The sequence below is a fragment of the Paraburkholderia sp. BR10872 genome, assembly GCF_040965835.1.
GTDB classification, from domain to species: domain Bacteria; phylum Pseudomonadota; class Gammaproteobacteria; order Burkholderiales; family Burkholderiaceae; genus Paraburkholderia; species Paraburkholderia nodosa_A.
This window is the reverse complement of sequence record NZ_JBFRCN010000092.1, coordinates 1-20,172: the sequence shown is the minus strand read 5'-3', so window position 1 is coordinate 20,172 and position 20,172 is coordinate 1. Positions and strand designations below refer to the sequence as shown.

At 64.8% G+C, this 20,172-nt stretch carries 19 protein-coding genes; 5 read left to right on the top strand and 14 right to left on the bottom strand.

The window, feature by feature from the left end; translation table 11 throughout:
- The 9 genes from AB4Y43_RS38665 to AB4Y43_RS38625 form a co-directional block, all read right to left on the bottom strand.
- Window positions 1-806: ABC transporter permease (locus tag AB4Y43_RS38665; RefSeq protein WP_368730140.1), on the bottom strand; the 806-nt coding region annotated here is incomplete at its 3' end.
- Window positions 803-1,825 (bottom strand): ABC transporter permease, encoded by a 1,023-nt coding sequence (locus tag AB4Y43_RS38660; RefSeq protein ID WP_342948495.1) that lies wholly within the window; start codon window positions 1,823-1,825, stop codon window positions 803-805. The genes AB4Y43_RS38665 and AB4Y43_RS38660, both read right to left, overlap by 4 nt.
- Before the next feature lie 32 nt (window positions 1,826-1,857).
- Window positions 1,858-3,534 (bottom strand): ABC transporter substrate-binding protein, encoded by a 1,677-nt coding sequence (locus tag AB4Y43_RS38655; protein ID WP_368730139.1) that lies wholly within the window; start codon window positions 3,532-3,534, stop codon window positions 1,858-1,860.
- Window positions 3,535-3,786: 252 nt separating this feature from the next.
- Window positions 3,787-4,797 carry a HoxN/HupN/NixA family nickel/cobalt transporter gene (locus tag AB4Y43_RS38650; RefSeq protein ID WP_368730138.1) on the bottom strand — a complete coding sequence of 337 codons (1,011 nt, stop codon included), beginning with the start codon at window positions 4,795-4,797 and terminating at the stop codon, window positions 3,787-3,789.
- Between the two features lie 48 nt (window positions 4,798-4,845).
- Window positions 4,846-5,352 carry a cupin domain-containing protein gene (locus AB4Y43_RS38645; protein ID WP_368604048.1) on the bottom strand — a complete coding sequence of 169 codons (507 nt, stop codon included), beginning with the start codon at window positions 5,350-5,352 and terminating at the stop codon, window positions 4,846-4,848.
- A gap of 140 nt (window positions 5,353-5,492) precedes the next feature.
- Window positions 5,493-7,601, bottom strand: coding sequence for an elongation factor G (gene fusA, locus AB4Y43_RS38640; protein WP_342948498.1), 2,109 nt, complete (start codon window positions 7,599-7,601; stop codon window positions 5,493-5,495).
- Between the two features lie 312 nt (window positions 7,602-7,913).
- Window positions 7,914-8,432 carry a DUF192 domain-containing protein gene (locus AB4Y43_RS38635; RefSeq protein WP_069262768.1) on the bottom strand — a complete coding sequence of 173 codons (519 nt, stop codon included), beginning with the start codon at window positions 8,430-8,432 and terminating at the stop codon, window positions 7,914-7,916.
- 233 nt (window positions 8,433-8,665) lie between these two features.
- A complete protein-coding gene (locus AB4Y43_RS38630; protein WP_028213393.1) occupies window positions 8,666-8,866 on the bottom strand; it encodes a hypothetical protein in 201 nt (66 codons plus the stop codon).
- A gap of 344 nt (window positions 8,867-9,210) precedes the next feature.
- Window positions 9,211-9,792 carry a pseudouridine synthase gene (locus tag AB4Y43_RS38625; RefSeq protein WP_069262767.1) on the bottom strand — a complete coding sequence of 194 codons (582 nt, stop codon included), beginning with the start codon at window positions 9,790-9,792 and terminating at the stop codon, window positions 9,211-9,213.
- Between the two features lie 343 nt (window positions 9,793-10,135).
- On the opposite strand from AB4Y43_RS38625, the gene icd reads away from it, so the two are divergent.
- Window positions 10,136-11,392 (top strand): NADP-dependent isocitrate dehydrogenase, encoded by a 1,257-nt coding sequence (gene icd / locus AB4Y43_RS38620; protein WP_069262766.1) that lies wholly within the window; start codon window positions 10,136-10,138, stop codon window positions 11,390-11,392.
- A 102-nt stretch (window positions 11,393-11,494) separates the two neighbouring features.
- Here icd and AB4Y43_RS38615 read toward each other — a convergent pair whose 3' ends face one another.
- Window positions 11,495-11,731, bottom strand: a complete 237-nt coding sequence (locus tag AB4Y43_RS38615) for a hypothetical protein (RefSeq protein WP_069262765.1) — start codon at window positions 11,729-11,731, stop codon at window positions 11,495-11,497.
- Complete coding sequence (locus AB4Y43_RS38610; protein ID WP_368730137.1) at window positions 11,728-12,042, bottom strand: hypothetical protein; 315 nt, start codon at window positions 12,040-12,042, stop codon at window positions 11,728-11,730. The genes AB4Y43_RS38615 and AB4Y43_RS38610 overlap by 4 nt, the downstream gene beginning before the upstream one ends.
- 2 nt (window positions 12,043-12,044) lie before the next feature.
- Here AB4Y43_RS38610 and AB4Y43_RS38605 point away from each other — a divergent pair, with 2 nt between their 5' ends.
- A complete protein-coding gene (locus AB4Y43_RS38605) occupies window positions 12,045-13,649 on the top strand; it encodes a multicopper oxidase family protein (RefSeq protein ID WP_368730136.1) in 1,605 nt (534 codons plus the stop codon).
- A gap of 79 nt (window positions 13,650-13,728) precedes the next feature.
- Here AB4Y43_RS38605 and cspD read toward each other — a convergent pair whose 3' ends face one another.
- The gene (gene cspD, locus AB4Y43_RS38600) at window positions 13,729-13,935 is read right to left on the bottom strand and encodes a cold shock domain-containing protein CspD (RefSeq protein WP_017776809.1); all 207 of its coding nucleotides are present in this window, start codon (window positions 13,933-13,935) and stop codon (window positions 13,729-13,731) included.
- Between the two features lie 585 nt (window positions 13,936-14,520).
- Here cspD and clpS point away from each other — a divergent pair.
- From clpS to AB4Y43_RS38585, 3 genes are all read left to right on the top strand, one after another.
- Complete coding sequence (clpS, locus tag AB4Y43_RS38595; protein WP_028213389.1) at window positions 14,521-14,835, top strand: ATP-dependent Clp protease adapter ClpS; 315 nt, start codon at window positions 14,521-14,523, stop codon at window positions 14,833-14,835.
- Window positions 14,832-17,123: an ATP-dependent Clp protease ATP-binding subunit ClpA gene (clpA, locus tag AB4Y43_RS38590; RefSeq protein ID WP_069262762.1), complete on the top strand. Its 2,292-nt coding sequence runs from the start codon at window positions 14,832-14,834 to the stop codon at window positions 17,121-17,123. The genes clpS and clpA overlap by 4 nt, the downstream gene beginning before the upstream one ends.
- Window positions 17,124-17,347: 224 nt before the next feature.
- Complete coding sequence (locus AB4Y43_RS38585; RefSeq protein WP_368730141.1) at window positions 17,348-18,760, top strand: amino acid permease; 1,413 nt, start codon at window positions 17,348-17,350, stop codon at window positions 18,758-18,760.
- A gap of 54 nt (window positions 18,761-18,814) precedes the next feature.
- Here the strand turns inward: AB4Y43_RS38585 and dut are convergent, their stop codons facing one another.
- Window positions 18,815-19,261: a dUTP diphosphatase gene (gene dut, locus AB4Y43_RS38580; RefSeq protein WP_342948503.1), complete on the bottom strand. Its 447-nt coding sequence runs from the start codon at window positions 19,259-19,261 to the stop codon at window positions 18,815-18,817.
- Between the two features lie 32 nt (window positions 19,262-19,293).
- Window positions 19,294-20,172, bottom strand: an 879-nt coding sequence (locus tag AB4Y43_RS38575; protein WP_368730135.1) for an LLM class flavin-dependent oxidoreductase, incomplete at its 5' end; no start/stop codon positions are given.

Below are 20,172 nucleotides of genomic sequence, written 5' to 3'. Positions count from 1 at the left end.
GTCCACCATGCGCCGCCCGCGAGCAGCGTGTACGACTCGGCGAGCGCGAGCCCCCAGTCGGCGGACGGCGGCTGGATGCCGAAGCCGAGGAACGAGAGCGTCGCCACCGCGAAGATCGCATAGCCGAGGCGTACCGTCGCCTCGACGACGATGGGCGGCCAGACGTTGGGCAGAATCTCCGTGAACATCACGGCGAACGCGCTCGCGCCGCGCAGGCGAGCCGCCGCCACGTAGTCGAGATGGCGTTCGGCGAGCACCGCCGCGCGCACCGTGCGCGCGATGAGCGGTGCAAACGTGATGCCGATCACGAGCACCACGGCGAGATTCGAGGCGCCCACGGCCGCGAGCACGAGCAGCGCGACGATCACGAGCGGCAGCGCGAGCACGGCATCGAGCGTGCGCGCGACGAGCGTGCCGACTGCGCCTTCGAAATAGCCCGTGATCAGCCCGAGCGCCGCGCCCGCGAGCGTGCCGACGAGCGTGGCGAGCGGCGCGATCGTGAGGATGTCGCGTGCGCCCACGATCACGCGCGAGCAGATCTCGCGGCCGAGCTGGTCGGTGCCGCACCAGTGCGTATGGTCCGGCGGCAGGAGCGAGCTGAGCGGATCGGACGCGTAGGCGTCGTGCGGCGCTAACCACGGGCCCGCGAGTGCGCAGCCGATCCACCATAAGAGGATCAGCGCACCCGCGACGAACGAGGGCGAGCGCAGCAGCAGATGCAGCGTGTCGCGCAGACGCGTGTCGGCGAGCGCTTCTTCGCCCGGTTCGCCGCCCGGGGGAATTGCTTCGGATGCCGTATCGTTCATGTGCCTCCCGGCGCGCGCAGGCGCGGGTCGAGCAATGCGTGCAGGGCGTCGGCGGCGAGATTGGCGAGTGTATAGACCGCGCCCACCGCAAGCACGCCCGCTTCGAGCAACGGGAAGTCCTTGGCCTTCGCCGCGTTGAAGATGAGGGAGCCTACGCCCGGATAGCGGAACAGCGATTCGACCACGACGAGCCCGCCAATCAGATAGCCGAGCTGCGTGGCCGCCACCGTCACGCTGGGCAGCAGCGCATTGCGCAGCACGTGCCGCACGATCACGACGTGGCTCGGCAGCCCCTTGAGAATCGCGGTGCGCGTGTAGTCGGCGTCGAGCGCCGTGATCGTGCCCGCACGCGCGATGCGCGCGAGATAGCCGAAGAACACGAGCACGAGCGGCAGCACGGGCAGCACGAGGTGCCGCAATTGTTCGAGCGCGCCCGCGCCGCTGGGGGCGGTGGCCTCGATAGGCAGCCAGCGCAGCCACACGCCGAAGATGAGGATCAGCACGATCGACGAGACGAATTCCGGCACTGCGCTCGCGCACAGGCCGCCCGTGCTGATCGCGCGGTCGATCAGGCGGCCTTCGTGGAGCGCCGCCCATACGCCGCCCGCAATGCCGAGCGGCACCACCACGACGAATGCGAGCAGGCCGAGCCTGGCCGACTGCAGGAGCGCGTCCCCCACGAACGGCGCGACGGGCTGCTTGTAGCTCCACGACATGCCGAAGTCGCCGCGCAGCGCATGCGTGATCCACGAAACGTACTGGTCGAGCACCGGCCGGTCCGCGCCCAGTTCGTGATTGAGGGCGGCCACGGCGCGCGCGTCGGCGAGCGGGCCCAGCACGGCGCGGCCGATATCGCCGGGCAGCAGCTGGCCGCCCGCGAACACGAGTACCGAGAGCAGCCAGAGCGTGAAGATCGCCCAGGCGGCGCGCCGGCCGAGAAAGCGCCCGACGCCCGCGCGTGGGGCGAATGCGCGCGCGGTGCGGGCCGGATTCGATATGGGCGGGAGCGGAGTAGCCATCGGACCTCCGTTTCGGGTGCGCTTGGGCCGGTTCAGGCGGCGAGCGTCGCGCGGTCGAAATAGAGCTGGGCGAGCGCCGTGAAGCGCACACCCGAAAGCACGGCGCGCTGTGCGATCAACTGGTCGTAGAAGTACGGGATGATCACGGGCGTCTCGTCGAGCAGCAGCGTCTGAATCTGCCTCGCCACCTGCTTCTGGGCCGCTACGTCGAGCGTCGCCGCGAACTGCGCGACCAGCTTGTCGTACTGCGCATTGCGAAAGTGCGCAGCATTCCACGTGCCGCCCGAGGTGAGTGGCGCGTTGAGAAACACGTTCGGCACGCCGCGGTGCCCATAGTCGGTAATGCCGAGCGGCGAGTCGAGCCAGTCCGATTTGCCGAACGTGCCCGCGCCGTAGTACTGCGACTGGCTTTCCACCTTGAGCGCGATGCGGATGCCGACCGCCTTCGCCGCGTTCTGCACGACCACGGCGAGGTCCGGTATCTCCATGTACTTCTCGGTGGTGAGCGTCACGTCGAAGCCGTTGGGCACGCCCGCCTGCGCGAGCAACTGGCGTGCCTTCGCGACGTCGATCTTGCGCTGGGGCACGTCGGTCGCCGTGGAAGGGAAGATGGGCGCGAACGGGCTGTCGTTGCCCACCACGGCGCGGCCCTTGAACAGCCCGCGCACGAGCACGTCGCGATCGAGCGCAAGCGCAAGCGCCTGGCGTACGCGCTTGTCCTTGAACGTGGGCGAGTCGTTGCGCATGTGGATCTGGCGATGCGCGCTCGAGCGCACGCCGATCACCTTGAAGTCGGGATTGTTCAGGATGCCGATGCCGCCCTGCACGGTGAAGGTGCCCATCACGTCGGCCTGGTGGCCTTGCAGCGCGAGCAACTGCGCCTGCTCGTCGGCGTAGAAGGCGAACTCCACGCGCGCGGGCAGCGCCTTGTCGCCCCAATAGTCGGGATTGCGCACGAAGCTCACGCCGCGCCGCGCTTCGAATTTGTCGAGCTTGAACGGCCCGGTGCCGATAAAGCTCTTTTCGTAATTGCCCGCATAGTTGGCGGGCAGCATCACGGCGTTGTAGTTGTCCGAAGAAACGTAGTAGGCGAAGTTGCCGTTGGGCGCGTCGAGGTGGAACTCGACCGTGTGATCGTCGACGGCCTTCGTGCCGCCTTTCGAGAGCACGCCCTTGAGCACCGAGAGCGCCGCCGAGCCGCTTGCGGGGTCGGCGAGGCGATCGAAGGTCGCCACCACGTCCTTCGCGCCGAACGGCTGGCCGTCGTGGAATTTCACGTTGGGGCGCAGCTTGAACGTCCAGACGTCTGCTTTGGCGTTGGCTTGCCAGGAGAGCGCGAGGGCGGGTTGCAAATGGCCTTGCGCGTCGTCGTTGGCGAGGAATTCGCCGGTCTGGTTCAGGAGACACAGCGCGCCCGCATCGGTCACGGTGAGCGGATCGACCGCGCCCGCGGGCATCAGGTGCGCCACGCGGATGGTCTGCTCGCCGGGCTTCGCCGTGCCTTGGGCGTGCGAGCTGCGCGGCACGGCGAAGCCCGCAAACGCGGGCAGTGCCGTGAGGCCTACTGCGCTGGCATAGCGCAGCAGCTCGCGGCGCGTGAGGCGGCCGGCAGCGAATTCGTCGAGTGCGTGGTTGCCGTGATCGCCGGCCTGGGGGCGCAGCGCTTCGAGGCTGGGGAGGAGCGGACGGCGGGACTGCGGTCGTTTCATCGGTGCGGGTTTCCGTGCGTTTTCCGTTCAGGGGGCGCGCGAGGCCCGGGGGCGTGCGCGACGGCGGGATGCGGTACGGCAGACGACGAATGGGTGCAGCAAGGTGAAACGATTGACGGGGCTATCGGGCGCACGAGGCGCGCAATAGCAGGGCCTAGTTTACGCGCTTTCGGCAAACGAGGCGAAGGGTAGGGTTTCGCGGGGTTGCGCGCGCGTGGCGCGCCGTGCAGTCGTCAGAGGGGCGCGAGTGTCCTAGCGGGCCACGGCGGGCCGGCGCCAGCGATGGAACAGCACCGAGCCGATCCAGCAGGCGATGAATGCCGCGACGATGCCGTAGCCCAGTTCGCCGAAGCGCTCGTTCAGACCTGCGATGAGCGTCCACGCGCCGCCGCTCGCGCCGAGCTTGTCGGCGATGAGCCCGAGGGCTTCCACGCCGCCGATCACGATCGCCACGAGCGCCGAGACGAACGTGATGCTCGCGTTGTAGTAGAGCTTGCGCCTGGGATCGTCCATCGCCCAGCCGTAGGCGTGGACCATCAGCACGTTGTCGGTGGAATCGACGAGCGTCATGCCCGCCGTGAAGAGCGCGGGGAACACGAGAATCGAATACATCGGCAGGCCCTTGCCCGCTTCGGCGGCGGCGATGGCGAGCAGGCCGATTTCGGTGGCCGTGTCGAAGCCGAGGCCGAACAGCACGCCCACGGGGTACAGATGCCAGCTTTTCGTGACGAGCGCAAAGAGCGGCCTGAGCGCGCGCGAGAAGAGCCCGGCGGGCGCGGGCGCGCCGGCTGCGAGCGCTGCGTCGTCGCCTTGCTGCGCGCGGCGGTAACGCATCCACACGTCGCGCAGGATCACGAGGTTCACGCCCGCGAGTACGAGCAGGAACGTCGACGAAACGAGCGTGCCGATGGTCGAGCCGATCTCGTGGAACTGCTCGAAGCGGCCATGCAGCGAGAGCGCCGCGAGCGCGATGCCGAGCGTGGCGACGATCACGACCGTCGAATGGCCGAGCGAGAACGCGAGTCCCACGCCGAGCGGGCGCTGCCCCTGCTGCATGAGCTTGCGCGTGACGGCGTCGATGGCGGCGATGTGGTCGGCGTCCACCGCGTGACGCAGGCCGAAGCCGTAGGCGAGCAGCGCCGTGCCGAGCAGCAGCGGATAGTGGCGAAACGCGATCAGCGCCCACGCCCACGCGCCGAGGTTGGCGGCGATGAGCGCGGCATAGAGCGGAATCAGGCGGGCGCGGAGCGAGGCGGCGGGCATCGTCAGTGGATCATTGCGTCGTGGTAGGCGGAACGGGCTGCCGCGCGCTCAATGGTCGTGCGGATGACGGTGGATGGGATCGACCCAGTACACGGTTTCCGGCGCTTCGACGGCGTCGATGTTCAGGTTCACCACCACGGCCTCGTTGTCGCTGCGCACGAGCACGCATTCGAGCGGATCGTCGGTGCTGGCGTTGATCTCCTGGTGCGGGACGTAGGGCGGCACGAAGATGAAGTCGCCCGGGCCCGCCTCGGCCGTGAACTCCAGATGCTCGCCCCAGCGCATGCGCGCGTGACCGCGCACGACGTAGATCACGCTTTCCAGCGCGCCATGATGATGCGCGCCGGTCTTCGCGTTCGGATGGATCGTCACCGTGCCCGCCCAGATCTTCTGCGCGCCCACGCGCGCCGCATTGATCGCGGCCGCGCGGTTCATGCCGGGCGTTTGCGCCGTGTTCGTGTCGAGCTGGTCGCCGCGTATCACCTTGACGCCGTTTTCGCGCCAGTCGATCGGCGCGTCGTCGTGGGGGTGTTCATGGTCGTGTTCGTGACTCATCGTCGTGTCTCCTTGACTGTGGCGGCGCAGCGTCATCGGCGCATTGTGGCATGGTCAAAATTGCGCCGGGCGCAAGCAAAAAAGCCCGTCCGCAGGGGACGGGCTCTCGTGTGCACAGCAACGCCTGCACGTCGCCGGCTTTACGTCTTCTTCGCGTTGATGACCGCTTCGGCCACGTTCTGCGGGGTTTCTGCGTAGTGCTTGAACTCCATCGTGTAGGTGGCGCGGCCTTGCGTGAGCGAGCGCAGCGACGTGGAGTAGCCGAACATCTCCGAGAGCGGCACTTCGGCGCGCACGATCTTGCCGCCGCCGCCCGCGATGTCCTCCATGCCCTGCACGATGCCGCGACGGCTCGACAGGTCGCCCATCACGTTGCCCATGAAGTCCTCGGGCGTCTCCACTTCCACGGCCATCATCGGTTCGAGCAGGATCGGCTTCGCCTTGCGCATCGCTTCCTTGAAGGCCATCGAACCGGCCATCCGGAAGGCGTTTTCGTTCGAGTCCACGTCGTGGTACGAGCCGAACGTGAGCGTGACCTTCGTGTCGACCACCGGGTAGCCCGCGAGCACGCCTGCCTTGAGCGTTTCCTGAATGCCCTTGTCGACCGCCGGGATGAACTCGCGCGGAATCACACCGCCCTTGATCGCGTCGACGAACTCGTAGCCCTTGCCGGGCGTCTGCGGTTCGAGCGTGATGACAGCGTGACCATACTGGCCGCGCCCGCCCGACTGCTTGACGAACTTGCCTTCCACATCTTCGACCTTGTTCTTCACGGTCTCGCGATACGCGACCTGCGGCTTGCCGACGGTCGCCTCCACGCCGAACTCGCGTTTCATGCGGTCGACGAGAATTTCGAGGTGCAGCTCGCCCATGCCCGAGATGATGGTCTGGCCGGACTCTTCGTCGGTCTGCACGCGGAACGACGGGTCTTCCTGCGCGAGGCGATTGAGCGCGATGCCCATCTTTTCCTGGTCGGCCTTGGTCTTCGGCTCGACGGCCTGCGAGATCACCGGCTCGGGGAAGATCATCCGTTCGAGCACGATGGCATGCGCCGGATCGCAGAGCGTGTCGCCCGTCGTCGCTTCCTTCAGGCCCACGGCCGCGGCGATGTCGCCCGCCCGCACCTCCTTGATTTCCTTGCGTTCGTTCGCGTGCATCTGCAGGATGCGGCCCAGGCGCTCCTTCTTGTCCTTGGTCGCGTTGAGCACCGTATCGCCCGAATTCACCACGCCCGAATAGACGCGGAAGAAGATCAGCTGGCCGACGAACGGGTCGGTCATGATCTTGAAGGCGAGTGCGGAGAACGGCTCGTCATCGCTCGGGTGGCGCTCGATCTCCTTGTCGTGGAGGTCGTGGCCGAGAATCGCGGGCACGTCCACCGGCGAGGGCAGATAGTCGATCACGGCGTCGAGCATGGCCTGCACGCCCTTGTTCTTGAACGCGCTGCCACAGAGCATCGGCACGATCTCGTTGGCGATCGTGCGCTTGCGCAGGCCGCCCTTGATTTCCTCTTCGGTCAGGCTTTCGTGATCGTGAAGGTACTTTTCGAGCAGCGTTTCGTCGGCTTCGGCGGCGGCTTCGACCATCTTCTCGCGCCACTCGTGCGCGAGCTCGACGAGATTCGCGGGAATGTCCTCGTACTCGAACTTCACACCCTGGCTCTCGTCGTCCCAGACGATCGCCTTCATCTTCACGAGATCGACCACGCCCTGGAAGTGATCTTCCGCGCCCACCGGAATCTGGATAGGCACGGCCACGCCCTTCAGGCGCTCGCCGATCTGCCGCTGCACGCGGAAGAAGTCCGCACCCACGCGGTCCATCTTGTTGACGAACGCGATGCGCGGCACCTTGTACTTGTTCGCCTGACGCCACACGGTTTCCGACTGCGGCTGCACGCCGCCCACGGAGTCGTACACCATGCACGCGCCGTCGAGCACGCGCATGGAGCGCTCGACCTCGATCGTGAAGTCCACGTGCCCCGGGGTGTCGATGATGTTGATGCGGTGTTCGGGGTAATTGCCGGCCATGCCCTTCCAGAACGCAGTGGTCGCGGCCGAGGTGATCGTGATGCCGCGTTCCTGTTCCTGCTCCATCCAGTCCATGGTCGCCGCGCCGTCGTGAACCTCGCCGAGCTTGTGATTCACGCCGGTGTAGAAAAGGATGCGCTCGGTCGTCGTGGTTTTGCCGGCGTCGATGTGAGCGCTGATCCCGATGTTGCGATAGCGCTCGATGGGGGTCTTGCGAGGCACGGTGATCTCCTTGGAATGACGCGCCATGGAAGCTGCCGGGCGGCACGCGGCGCGGCCAGCGCGCGGCCCGATGCGCCGCATGAGCGCGCCCTGGTGGCACGCGTCATGCGGGGGATTTATAGGATAGCGCTTGCGCGCCGGTTTTGCAGGGCGTATGCCGCGGCGCGGGAAGCGGCGACAGCGCTGCGCAGCGGCGCCAGTCGGTGCGCCGGCGGGCAGGCGGACGCAAAAAAAGCCGGCGCCGCGTACGTGCGGGGCCGGCTTGCGCTTTTCGCGCAGCGCGCGAATGGCGCGCGCTGGGACAACGCGCGCTTACTGCAGCGGCGGCAGTCCCTGAATCTTCATGCCGGGCTTGATGCCCTTCGCCGTGAACCAGCCCTTCGGCATTTCGAGCGCGAAGACGCCGTTGTTGCGCGGGCAGTGGTTGTTGGTCGTTTCGGCCTGCATCTCGTCGATGTCGGTGATCGTACCGTCGGCGCGAATGAACGCGATCGACAGCGGGATCAGCGTGTTCTTCATCCAGAAGCAGTGCACGGCGTTTTCGCCGAACACGAACAGCATGCCTTCATTGGGCCCGAGCTGCGAACGGTACATGAGGCCTTGTTCACGGTCCGCGTCGTTGGCGGCGACCGCTGCGTCGATCACGAACATGCCTGCCGTGAGCTTCACGCGCGGAAATTCGCCCGGCTGCCTGGCGCCCGGCGGCATCTGCTGCGCCTGCGCGATGCTCGACGTGGCTGTCGCGGTGAACATGAGCGCCGCGACAGCGGCCAATGGCAATGCGACGACAAGCGCGCAGCGCACGAAGAACGAGCGCAGGGAAAATCGCACGAGAGACTCCTTGCTGTAGGTTAATCCGCGCATGTTACGCGACCAGGTCAGAGCGGGTCAAAATGCGCGGCGCGGTTCACGTCATCGACGTGATACGGCGAGCGTGCGTGACGAAAAAATGGCTAAAAAAACAGGCAGCCAAACAAAAAGGCAGAACGCCTTGCAGCGCTCTGCCTTTCGTCGCGCTGAAGAACGGCAACGCGTGCCGCTTCTTCATGCGTCTTACAACAAGCTTACTCCGAAGCTGCCGAAGCGGCTTCAGCCTTCGCTGCCTTCTTGTGCGACGACTTCTTGTGGGCCTTCTTGTGCGACGACTTGTGAGCAGCCGAAGCAGCAGCAGCCGGAGCAGCCGAAGCAGCTTCCGGAGCCGAAGCTTGTGCGAATGCAGCCGATGCGAAGAGACCAGCGACCAGAGCAGCGATCAGTTTGTTCATGTTGTGAATCCTCAAGCTTGAGTTAATTAACCAAGTGACCCGGTTTTTGGAGTCAGGTCGGTAAACGTGCCATCCACCTTTCGGTTGACAGTCGCTTTCGACAAATTCGCGTGAATTTGATTTTTGCGTCTGCCAGCGGTCGGGACCGCACATTGCTGCGAGGACCCTGAAGGCTAAATGCCGGATAGCTTCTGGCGGCATCTGCGTCGAATAACGCATGGTCTCGCGAGACGGTTGACGCAATCTTTTCATTTGCTTCGTAACGAGACGCAACAGAAAGGCGCGGGACGTGCCGCGTAATTCGAAAAAAAATGATCAGCACGCGAAAAGTGCTTGCACAACAATCACTTGTGTTTGTGAGGGGTGTTTTGCCAGGGTGCATTGGTGGGCACGTCGATGCTTTCGCCGGGAGCGAGGCCAAGCGAAAAAATATCGAGCGCGCCGATCGCGACGCGTACTAGCCGCAACGTTGGATAGCCCACTGCCGCGGTCATGCGTCGCACCTGCCGGTTCTTGCCTTCGCTGATCGCAATCTCGACCCACGTGCTGGGTATCGACGCGCGATAGCGAATCGGCGGACTACGCGGCCAGAGATTGTCGGGCTCAACAATGATTCTTGTTCGACACGGCTGTGTCACGAAGTCACCGAGATCGACGCCGCGCTCGAGTGCGGCAAGCGCACCCGCATCGGGTTCGCCTTCCACTTGTGCCCAATAGCGCTTCACGAGCTTGCGTTTCGGTTCGGCAATGCGCGCTTGCAAGGCGCCGTCGTCGGTGAGCAGCAGGAGACCTTCGCTATCGGAGTCGAGCCGGCCCGCGGGATAGACGCCCGGTACCTTCACCCAGTCTGCGAGAGACTGACGTGTTTCGTGCGGCGAAAACTGACAGATGGTGCCGAACGGTTTATTGAGGGCGATTAAACGCATGACAGGGCGACGTGGACGAATAGATGACGGGCTGGCGCCGAGATCTTAATGCATATTACGTTAAGCGGTTTGCTATGTCTTATATAAGATATAAGACACGAGCGGAACCGATCACCCATCGGGGCGCAAGCGGCTTGCCTTGCGCCGGCGTTCGTGTGAAGGGCGCGCCACGCATGCGCGAGGCGTGGGCTAGAATAGCCGCCAGATCCTCACGCCGACGGGCTGTTCGCGCCACCAAGGCAAGCCGCCCGCTCTCGCCGGGCGAACAGGCTTCGCCGCCGCCGCGAGCCGCCGAGCGCGCGTCACACCCGCTACAACAGCCTTGCCCTTACTGGAGTCGATCATGCCGTATCAGCACATCGTGGTTCCGACCGGCGGTGAAAAGATCACCGTCAATCCGGACTTCTCGCTCAACGTCTCGGACCAGCCGATCATCCCGTACATCGAAGGCGATGGCACGGGCGTGGACATTACGCCGGTCATGCTGAAGGTGGTCGATGCGGCAGTCGAAAAGGCCTATGGCGGCAAGCGCAAGATTCACTGGATGGAAATCTACGCGGGCGAGAAGGCGACCCGCGTCTACGGTCCCGACGTGTGGCTGCCCGAAGAAACGCTCGACGTCGTGAAGGAATACGTGGTGTCGATCAAGGGGCCGCTCACGACGCCGGTGGGGGGTGGCATCCGCTCGCTCAACGTCGCGCTGCGCCAGCAGCTCGATCTGTACGTGTGCCTGCGTCCCGTGCAGTACTTCAAGGGCGTGCCCTCGCCGGTGCGCGCGCCGGAAAAGGTCAACATGGTCATCTTCCGCGAGAACTCGGAGGACATCTATGCGGGCATCGAATGGCCCGCGGAGTCCGAAGGCGCGAAGAAGCTCATCAAGTTCCTGCGCGAAGAGATGGGCGTGGCGAAGATCCGCTTCCCGGACAGTTCCGGCGTCGGCGTCAAGCCGGTGTCGCGCGAGGGCACGGAGCGTCTCGTGCGCAAGGCGATCCAGTATGCGATCGACAACGAGCGCCGCTCGGTCACGCTCGTGCACAAGGGCAACATCATGAAGTACACCGAAGGCGCGTTCCGCGACTACGGCTATGCGCTCGCGCAGAAGGAGTTCGCAGCGGAACTGATAGACGGCGGCCCGTGGATGAAGATCAAGAATCCGAAGACGGGCGGCGACATCGTGGTCAAGGACGTGATCGCCGATGCTTTCCTGCAGCAGATCCTGCTGCGCCCGGCCGAATACGACGTGATCGCCACGCTGAACCTGAACGGCGACTACATTTCCGACGCACTGGCGGCCCAGGTGGGCGGCATCGGTATCGCCCCGGGTGCGAATCTTTCGGACTCCGTGGCGATGTTCGAGGCGACGCACGGCACGGCCCCCAAGTATGCGGGCAAGGACTACGTGAATCCGGGTTCCGAAATTCTCTCGGCGGAAATGATGCTGCGTCATCTCGGCTGGTTCGAAGCGGCCAACCTCATCATTGCTTCGATGGAGAAGTCGATTCTGCAAAAGCGCGTGACCTATGACTTCGCGCGTTTGATGGAAGGCGCGACGCAGGTGTCGTGCTCGGGCTTCGGGCAGGTGATGATCGAGAATATGTAGGCGCAAGACGGTTCATCGCTGTCCCGGCAGAAAAAACCGGCAGACCGAAAGGTCTGCCGGTTTTTTATCCGGCTCGCCGCAAAATCGTCACGGATGGACGGGCTAGCCGACTTCGATCAGTCCGTGCGCTATCATGGCATTGGTCAATCGAGTCACTCCGCGGTTTCGTTCATCGTGCCAGTCGTCTATCGCTTCCTTCTCGTCTGCCTGCTCGCGCTGCTTTCCATGCGCGGCGCGATGGCGTGCGAGCACACGCAGCACGATGCAATGGCGGCGCACGTCGCACTCACGCCGCACGTCGTCGCGGATCGTTGCGCCGGGACGAGCAACCGTCGTCACGGCTCGCATTCCAGTTGTGGCGCGAGTTGCTGTGTCGCGGGCTGCTGCGCGCATTGCAGCGTGCCTTCTGCCGTGACTGCATTCGACGCGCAAACCGGCGCCCGTTCCACGCTTGTCGTGCTTCCCGCGGCCTTGCGTGCCGGCATTACGCACGCGCCTCCTTTGCCTCCTCCCATCGCCTGAGCCGGGCCGCTCGCTCCGGGCGGCGTACTGCGCTCGCGCTTTTTCGCGAGCGAAACGACTCCCGCGCGCCAGGCGTGCGTGTTCTCGCGCGTCGCGTGCCAGGCATGAACGAGGTATGAGGATTTCATCGATGAAACGAAGAGCATTTCTATCCGGCGCATTGAGCGCCGCCACCGCGACCCTGTTCGCGCGCCGCGCATTCGCACAAGATGCGGGCGATGCGATGCACGCCATGCACGGCATGACGGACATGCCGTCGATGTCGGGCGGCATGATGCACGCGCAAGTCCCGCTTGCGCCTGCCGATGCGTTGCCCGCCGGCGCGCCGCTTGCCGCGCTGCGCACGCTCGCCAATCAGAGCCGGGAGCCGGGCCTGTTTCGCGCGACGCTCGTTGCGCAGCCCGCGGCGCGTGCGCTCCTGCCCGGACAGCCGCAAACGGTCTTCTGGCAATATGACGCGCTCGCAGCGGCCGAAAACGACGGCCCGGTCATCGGCCCGATGATCGACGTACGCGAAGGCGACACTGTTGAAATCACGTTCGTGAACCGGCTGCCGCAGCCTTCGACGATTCATTGGCATGGCTTGCCCGTGCCGCCCGATCAGGACGGCAATCCCTCGAAACCGGTCGCGCCGGGTGAGCAGCACGTTTATCGCTTCACGCTGCCGCAGGGGAGCGCGGGCACCTACTGGTATCACCCGCATCCGCACATGCTGAGTTCGGAGCAGGTGTTCCGGGGACTGGCGGGCCCCTTCGTCGTGCGCGCCGCCGATGATCCACTCGCGTCGTGGCCCGAGCGGCATCTGTTCGTGTCCGACCTGAAGCTCGCGGCAGACGGCGCGATTGCCGCGAACGGCATGATGGACTGGATGAACGGCCGCGAAGGTCAGTACGTGCTCGTCAACGGCGCTCGTCAGCCGCATATCGAGGTCGTGCGCGACGAGCGCTGGCGCGTCTGGAATGGCTGCAACGCGCGCTATCTGCAACTCGCCTTCGACGACGGTCGCGCCTTCACGCAGGTGGGCACCGACGGCGGGCTGCTGGGCGCGCCGCGCGAGGGCGTCACCTCGCTGTTGCTCGCGCCGGGCGAGCGCGCGGAGCTGATCGTGCGCGCGGGGCAGGGCGCCTCGCGTGCGTCGCTGATTGCCGCGCAGTACGACCGCCACAAGATGGCGATGACGCACGGCAGCTTGCCCGCGGGGCCATCGCTGATCCTCGCGAGCGTTGGCTTCGCACCGGCGAGCGCGACGCAATCGGCACTGCCGTTGCGCCTGCGCGAGATTGCGCCGCTCGTATCGTCAGGTCTTCTAACGGTTCCGAAAAAGAGCGTGGTGTTCAGCGAAGCGATGGACATGAAAGCGATGCACGCACCGGGTGCCTCAGCGCAGCCCATGCCGCGCGGCATGCGATTCATGGTGAACGGGGCGGTATTCGATCCGGCGCGCGTGACGCTGGCGAGCCGGCGCGGGGAAGTCGAGCACTGGACGATAGCAAACGGCACGGACATGGATCATCCGTTTCATCTGCACGGTACGCAATTTCAGGTGCTGGCGCGCGAGCGTGGCGGTGTGCGCTATGAGGAGGAACTGCTGGCATGGCGCGACACCGTGAACGTGCGGCGCGGCGAAACGGTGCACATCGCGACCGTCCAGCACGAGGCGGGCGATCGCATGTTTCATTGCCACATCCTCGAGCACGAGGATCTCGGCATGATGGGTACGTTGCGGGTGAGCTAGCACGCGAACGTTAAAAAACCATGACACCAAAAAGAAACCCGGCCGAAGCCGGGTTTCCAAGGTACGGGTACCGAACAGATCAGGCTGCTGCCTGAATGTTCGATGCCTGTTTACCCTTCGGGCCTTGCACGACCTCGAAGCTCACTTTCTGCCCTTCTTTGAGGGTCTTGAAGCCATTCATTTGAATAGCCGAAAAGTGAGCGAACAGGTCCTCACCGCCTTCATCCGGCGTAATGAACCCGAAACCCTTCGCGTCGTTGAACCACTTGACCGTACCGGTTGCCATACCAACTTCCCCTGTAACTCATGTCACTACCACGAGCAGTTCGAAAAGCTAAACGATCGCGATGCGATCGCCCCCTCCTCACAAGCTCACCAACGGCATTTTTTCGAATTTAAGGCGGTTGAAAAAAGTGCCAGCTTGATTGTTGAGGGTCTTTAATCTGCTGTCAAGAATATTTTGAGACGGTCCTTGACACGTTGTAAAGAGCGCATTTCCAGGGTTTTTCCTGCTTTTCGCCGACGCTGAGCACCGGTGCATAAAGCAGGTGCAGGACAGCGTCTTGAAAAATTGCACAGGTGACGCATATGCGATGCACCGCACCATGTAATCTGACACTGAGCGTGCGGGCGCCTACAGTCGCTTCCCACGGCAACGGCAAGGTTGTGCGATACTCGATTCAACGGTGGCGTGAAAGCTGCTGAGAGCAGGATTGTGTACCGGCCCCGCAGCCGGTCCAAGGGATCGGAGCCGGGCCAGGGCGCATGAATTGCTTGCAGCGGGTCGCAGGTCGGGAGCGCCGGGTTCACCGGCCGGCCGGTCAGGTTACGGCAGGATTGCGGGCCTGTCCGAGTTGTTTAGAATGGGTGTATGGCGATTATCCCGGACAAGCAGGATTCAACCGTACTGGAGCGGCAGGAGCAAAAGGTCAAACCGCCCTCCATGTACAAGGTCGTGCTAATGAATGACGACTACACGCCGATGGAATTCGTCGTGATGGTCGTGCAGGAATATTTCAATAAGGACCGCGAGACCGCAACGCAGATCATGTTGAAGGTCCATCGCGAGGGCAGGGGTGTTTGTGGGGTCTATACGCGGGACATCGCGTCGACCAAGGTTGAGCAAGTCGTTACCCACGCACGGCAGGCCGGGCATCCGCTGCAGTGTGTGATGGAGGAAGCATGATTGCCCAGGAACTGGAAGTCAGCCTGCACATGGCGTTCATGGAAGCACGTCAGGCACGGCACGAGTTCATAACGGTCGAGCATCTGCTGCTGGCGCTGTTGGACAACCCAACAGCGGCGGAAGTGCTGCGCGCGTGTGCCGCCAATATCGAAGACCTGCGACAGAACCTGCGCAACTTCATTCACGACAACACCCCTACGGTGCCCGGCACGGATGACGTCGATACGCAGCCGACGCTCGGGTTCCAGCGCGTGATCCAGCGCGCGATCATGCACGTTCAGTCCACTTCCAACGGCAAGAAGGAAGTGACGGGCGCGAACGTGCTGGTCGCCATCTTCGGCGAGAAGGACTCGCACGCGGTGTATTACCTGCAGCAGCAGGGCGTCACGCGTCTGGATGTCGTGAATTTCATTTCGCACGGTATCGCGAAGACGGGCAGCGGCGAAGCCGCCAAGGCCAGCGACGCGAATGCCGAAGCCGAAGACGCCGCCGGCCAGAAGGAAACCCCGCTCGCCCAGTTCACGCAGAACCTGAACCAGATGGCGAAGGACGGCCGGATCGATCCGCTCATCGGTCGCGAACTGGAAGTGGAGCGCGTGGTGCAGGTGCTGTGCCGCCGCCGCAAGAACAATCCGCTGCTCGTGGGCGAGGCCGGTGTCGGCAAGACCGCGATCGCGGAAGGGCTCGCCTGGCGCATTACGCGCGGCGAAGTGCCGGACATTCTCGCGGATGCCCAGGTCTACTCGCTCGACATGGGCGCGCTGCTGGCGGGCACGAAATATCGCGGCGACTTCGAGCAACGCCTCAAAACGGTGCTGAAAGAACTGAAAGAGCGTCCGCACGCCATTCTGTTCATCGACGAAATTCATACGCTGATCGGCGCGGGCGCCGCGTCGGGCGGCACGCTGGATGCGTCGAACCTGCTCAAGCCGGCGCTCTCGTCGGGCACGCTCAAGTGCATCGGCGCGACGACGTTCACGGAATACCGCGGCATCTTCGAGAAGGACGCGGCGCTGTCGCGGCGCTTCCAGAAGGTCGACGTGGTCGAGCCGACCGTCGAGCAAACCGTGGCGATCCTGCGCGGTCTGAAGTCGCGTTTCGAAGAGCACCACGGCGTGAAGTATTCGTCGGGCGCGCTGAACGCGGCGGCTGAACTGTCGGCGCGCTTCATCACCGACCGTCACTTGCCCGACAAGGCAATCGACGTGATCGACGAAGCGGGCGCGGCCCAGCGCATCCTGCCGAAGTCGAAGCAGAAGAAGACCATCGGCAAGAGCGAGATCGAGGAAATCATCTCGAAGATCGCGCGCGTGCCGGCGCAAAGCGTGTCGCAGGACGATCGCAGCAAGCTGCAAACGCTCGACCGCGATCTCAAGGCCGTGGTGTTCGGCCAGGACCCGGCCATCGACGCGCTCTCGGCTTCGATCAAGATGGCGCGCGCGGGTCTCGGCAAGACGGACAAGCCGATCGGCTCGTTCCTGTTCTCGGGCCCGACCGGCGTCGGCAAGACCGAAGTGGCGCGCCAGCTCGCGTTCACGCTCGGCATCGAGCTGATCCGCTTCGACATGTCGGAGTACATGGAACGCCATGCGGTGAGCCGTCTGATCGGCGCGCCGCCGGGCTATGTCGGGTTCGACCAGGGCGGTCTGCTCACCGAAGCCGTCACGAAGAAGCCGCACTGCGTGCTGCTGCTCGACGAAATCGAGAAGGCGCACCCGGACATCTTCAACGTGCTGCTGCAGGTGATGGACCACGGCACGCTGACCGACAACAACGGCCGCAAGGCGGACTTCCGCAACGTCATCATCATCATGACGACGAACGCGGGCGCCGAGGCGATGAACAAGTCGACGATCGGCTTCACGACCCGGCGCGAGCAGGGCGACGAACTGGCCGATATCAAGCGCCTGTTCACGCCCGAGTTCCGCAACCGGCTCGATCAGACGATCAGCTTCCGTGCGCTCGATGAGGAAATCATCATGCGCGTGGTCGACAAGTTCCTCATGCAACTGGAAGACCAGCTGCACGAGAAGAAGGTCGACGCGGTCTTCACCGACGCGCTGCGCAAGCATCTGGCCAAGCACGGCTTCGACCCGCTCATGGGCGCGCGGCCGATGCAGCGCCTGATCCAGGACACGATCCGCCGTGCGCTCGCCGACGAACTGCTGTTCGGCAAGCTCATGAACGGCGGCCGCGTGACCGTGGACGTCGATGCGGAAGACAAGGTCCAGCTCACGTTCGACGAGCAGCCGGCGCCGCGCAATCCGGAAGCGGTGGAAGTGGAGTAAGCGGCAGCGCTACGGCGCAAACAGCCTTCAGGCAAGACGGCGCAGTCCGAAAGGACTGCGCCGTTTTTCTTTGGCGCCGGCGGGTAGAGGCGTTGCGCCGTGACGCACAGGCGCGTCCGCCGTTTGCCGGCAATCAGCCGGTAAAATGCACGTTTGTCCGCCGTCGGCGTTTTTTGATGCGCGGCGCTGAGTAGCGCCTCGCGCGTAGCAGGGGTGTAACAGTGATACCACGTAAATCGGGCGCGTTCGACGCCATCGTCGAGCGCGAACAGGGGCTGCGTCAGGGCTTGTCCGCCGGGCAGATGACAATGATCGCCATCGGCGGCGCAGTCGGCACCGGACTCTTTCTCGGCAGTGGCTTCGCGATCTCTTTTGCCGGTCCGGGCGTGCTGATCTCCTACGCGATCGGCGCGCTGATCGCCTTGCTATTGATGGGCGCGCTCGCCGAGATGACCGTCGCGCATCCCGTATCGGGCTCGTTCGGCGCGTATGCCGAGCACTACATCGGGCCGCTCGCCGGCTTCGTCGTGCGCTATGCGTACTGGTCGGCGTACGTGCTGGCGGTGGGCACCGAGGTCGCCGCAATCGCCGTCTACATGAAATTCTGGTTTCCCTACGTGCCGGGGCTCTACTGGATCGTCGGATTTTCAGCAGCGCTGATCGTTGTGAACGCAATGAGCGTGCGCGCGTACGGCGCCATCGAATATCTGTTTTCGAGCCTCAAGATCGCGGCCATCGTTGCGTTCATCGTGCTGGGCGCATGGTTCGTATGGCGCGCGCCGGCCGGCTCCGGCGTGGGCTTCGCGAACTACACGTCGCACGGCGGCCTGCTGCCGCGAGGCTGGTGGGGCGTGTGGGTGGGGACGATCGTCTCGCTCTTCAGTTACCTGGGCGTAGAGACGATCGCCGTGGCGGCTGCCGAGGCGCAGGACCCGCAGCGCGCCGTCACGCGCGCGTTTCGCGCAACCGTGCTGCGCCTCGTGCTGTTCTACCTGCTCACGCTCGCGCTCATGCTCGCCATCGTGCCGTGGACCCAGGCGGGCGGCAACGAGAGCCCGTTCGTGAAGGTCATGGCCGCAACCGGCGTGCCTTACGCGGCGGGTGCGATCAACTTCGTCGTGCTCGTGGCGGCGCTCTCGGCCATGAACAGCCAGCTCTACATCACCACGCGCATGATGTTTAGCCTCTCGCGCGCGGGTTACGCGCCGGCGGCGTTCGGGCGCCTCACGCGTCACGGCGTGCCGACGGCAGCGCTTTCGCTGTCCACCATCGGCATTGCGGTGGCGGCCGTGCTCAACGCGCTCTGGCCGCAGGCAGCGTTCACGCTGATGATGTCGATCGCGATGTTCGGCGCGATGTTCACGTGGTTCATGATCTTCGTCACGCAGATCTTTTTCCGCGTGCGCCAGGCGCGCGAAGGCGGCGCGCCGCTCGCGTTTCGCATGTGGGGCTTTCCGTTCACGAGCGTGCTGGGTGCGCTGTTGATGCTCGGCATTCTCGCCGGCACGGCCTTCACGCGCGAATTCCGCATGACGCTCGCCTATGGCCTCGCGTTTCTCGCGGTGCTCGTCGTGGTGTATGCGCTCTGGTATCGTCGGCGTCCCGGCGCGGCGCAGCGAACCGAAGCCTCCGTCTAAACGCAAAAAAGCACGCCAAGGCGTGCTTTTTTGTTGTCGGCGCAGCCGCCTGGATCAGTGCTTGCCCGTGCTGCCGAAACCGCCCGCGCCGCGCTCGCTCGCCTCGAAGTCGTCGACGACGTTGAACTGCGCCTGCACGACCGGCACGATCACGAGCTGCGCGAGGCGCTCGAGCGGGTTGAGCGTGAAGGTGGTGTGGCCGCGGTTCCAGGTCGAAATCATCAGTTCGCCCTGGTAGTCCGAGTCGATCAGGCCGACCAGATTGCCGAGCACGATGCCGTGCTTGTGGCCGAGGCCCGAGCGCGGCAGGATCAGCGCCGCGTAGCCGGGATCGGCCACGTGGATGGCGAGGCCCGTCGGCACGAGCTTCGTTTCGCCCGGTTCGAGCGTGATCGGCGCGTCGAGGCACGCGCGCAGGTCGAGGCCGGCGCTGCCCGGCGTGGCGTAGTGGGGCAGCTGGTCGCGCATGCGCTCGTTCAGGATCTTGATGTCGATTTTCATGAAGTCAGGATGAGGGGGCGGTGGTGGATCGCTCAGGCGCGAGGTAGCTGGAAGGCCTCGGCGAGCAGTTCATAAGAGCGCAGACGAGCCTTGTAGCTGCCCGCAACGGTCAGCACGATCAGTTCGTCGGCGCGAAAGTTGTCCTTGATGGCGAGAAGCCGCTCGGTGACGCTTTCGGGCGTACCGATGACGCTGCGCGGCTTCTCGCGGTCGATCACGATCTGTTCGCGCTCGCCGTACTCCTGCGCGCGCCCCTGCTCGAGGCTCGGGATCGGCGCGTTCAGTCCGTAGGCCATTTGCACGCGCCGCAGATCGACGGCCTTTTCGAGGTCGGCGGCTTCCGCTTCGGTGTCGGCGCAGATCGCGAACACGGCGCACGCGAGATACGGCTTCGCTTCGTGGCCCGGCCTGAAGCGGTCGAGATAGGCCTCGGCCACGAGATGCCCGAAGTGCGCGTTGATGAAGTGCGCGAACGAGAAGCGCAGCCCGAGCTGCGCGGCGAGGTTGCCGCCGAAATCGCTCGAGCCGAGCACCCAGAGCTGCGGGCGCGTCTGGATCTGCGGCTGCAGCACGACGCCGCTCGCGAGATGATCGGCGGGGAGCGTGCCGTCCATCAGGCCGACGAGATCCTGCACTTGCTGCGCGAACTGGTCGCCGCGGTTGTACGTGCCCGCGGCCACGGCCTGCGCCGTGCGCATGTCGCCGCCCGGCGCGCGTCCGACACCGAGATCGACGCGTTCGGGAAAGAGCGCTTCGAGCATCATGAACTGCTCGGCGACCTTGAAGGGGCTGTAATAGGGCAGCATGATGCCGCCCGAGCCGATCCGGATGCGCTTCGTGACGCTGCCGAGGCGCGCGAGCATGACTTCTGGGCAGGGGTTGCACACGCCCAGCAGGCCATGATGCTCGGC

Coding starts and splice junctions, on each gene's coding strand:
- AB4Y43_RS38660 (WP_342948495.1), bottom strand. CDS start 1,825: ATGGCTACTCCGCTCCCGCCCATATCGAATCCGGCCCGCACCGCGCGC.
- AB4Y43_RS38655 (WP_368730139.1), bottom strand. CDS start 3,534: ATGAAACGACCGCAGTCCCGCCGTCCGCTCCTCCCCAGCCTCGAAGCG.
- AB4Y43_RS38650 (WP_368730138.1), bottom strand. CDS start 4,797: ATGCCCGCCGCCTCGCTCCGCGCCCGCCTGATTCCGCTCTATGCCGCG.
- AB4Y43_RS38645 (WP_368604048.1), bottom strand. CDS start 5,352: ATGAGTCACGAACACGACCATGAACACCCCCACGACGACGCGCCGATC.
- AB4Y43_RS38630 (WP_028213393.1), bottom strand. CDS start 8,866: ATGAACAAACTGATCGCTGCTCTGGTCGCTGGTCTCTTCGCATCGGCT.
- AB4Y43_RS38625 (WP_069262767.1), bottom strand. CDS start 9,792: ATGCGTTTAATCGCCCTCAATAAACCGTTCGGCACCATCTGTCAGTTT.
- icd (WP_069262766.1), top strand. CDS start 10,136: ATGCCGTATCAGCACATCGTGGTTCCGACCGGCGGTGAAAAGATCACC.
- AB4Y43_RS38610 (WP_368730137.1), bottom strand. CDS start 12,042: ATGAAATCCTCATACCTCGTTCATGCCTGGCACGCGACGCGCGAGAAC.
- AB4Y43_RS38605 (WP_368730136.1), top strand. CDS start 12,045: ATGAAACGAAGAGCATTTCTATCCGGCGCATTGAGCGCCGCCACCGCG.
- cspD (WP_017776809.1), bottom strand. CDS start 13,935: ATGGCAACCGGTACGGTCAAGTGGTTCAACGACGCGAAGGGTTTCGGG.
- clpS (WP_028213389.1), top strand. CDS start 14,521: ATGGCGATTATCCCGGACAAGCAGGATTCAACCGTACTGGAGCGGCAG.
- clpA (WP_069262762.1), top strand. CDS start 14,832: ATGATTGCCCAGGAACTGGAAGTCAGCCTGCACATGGCGTTCATGGAA.
- dut (WP_342948503.1), bottom strand. CDS start 19,261: ATGAAAATCGACATCAAGATCCTGAACGAGCGCATGCGCGACCAGCTG.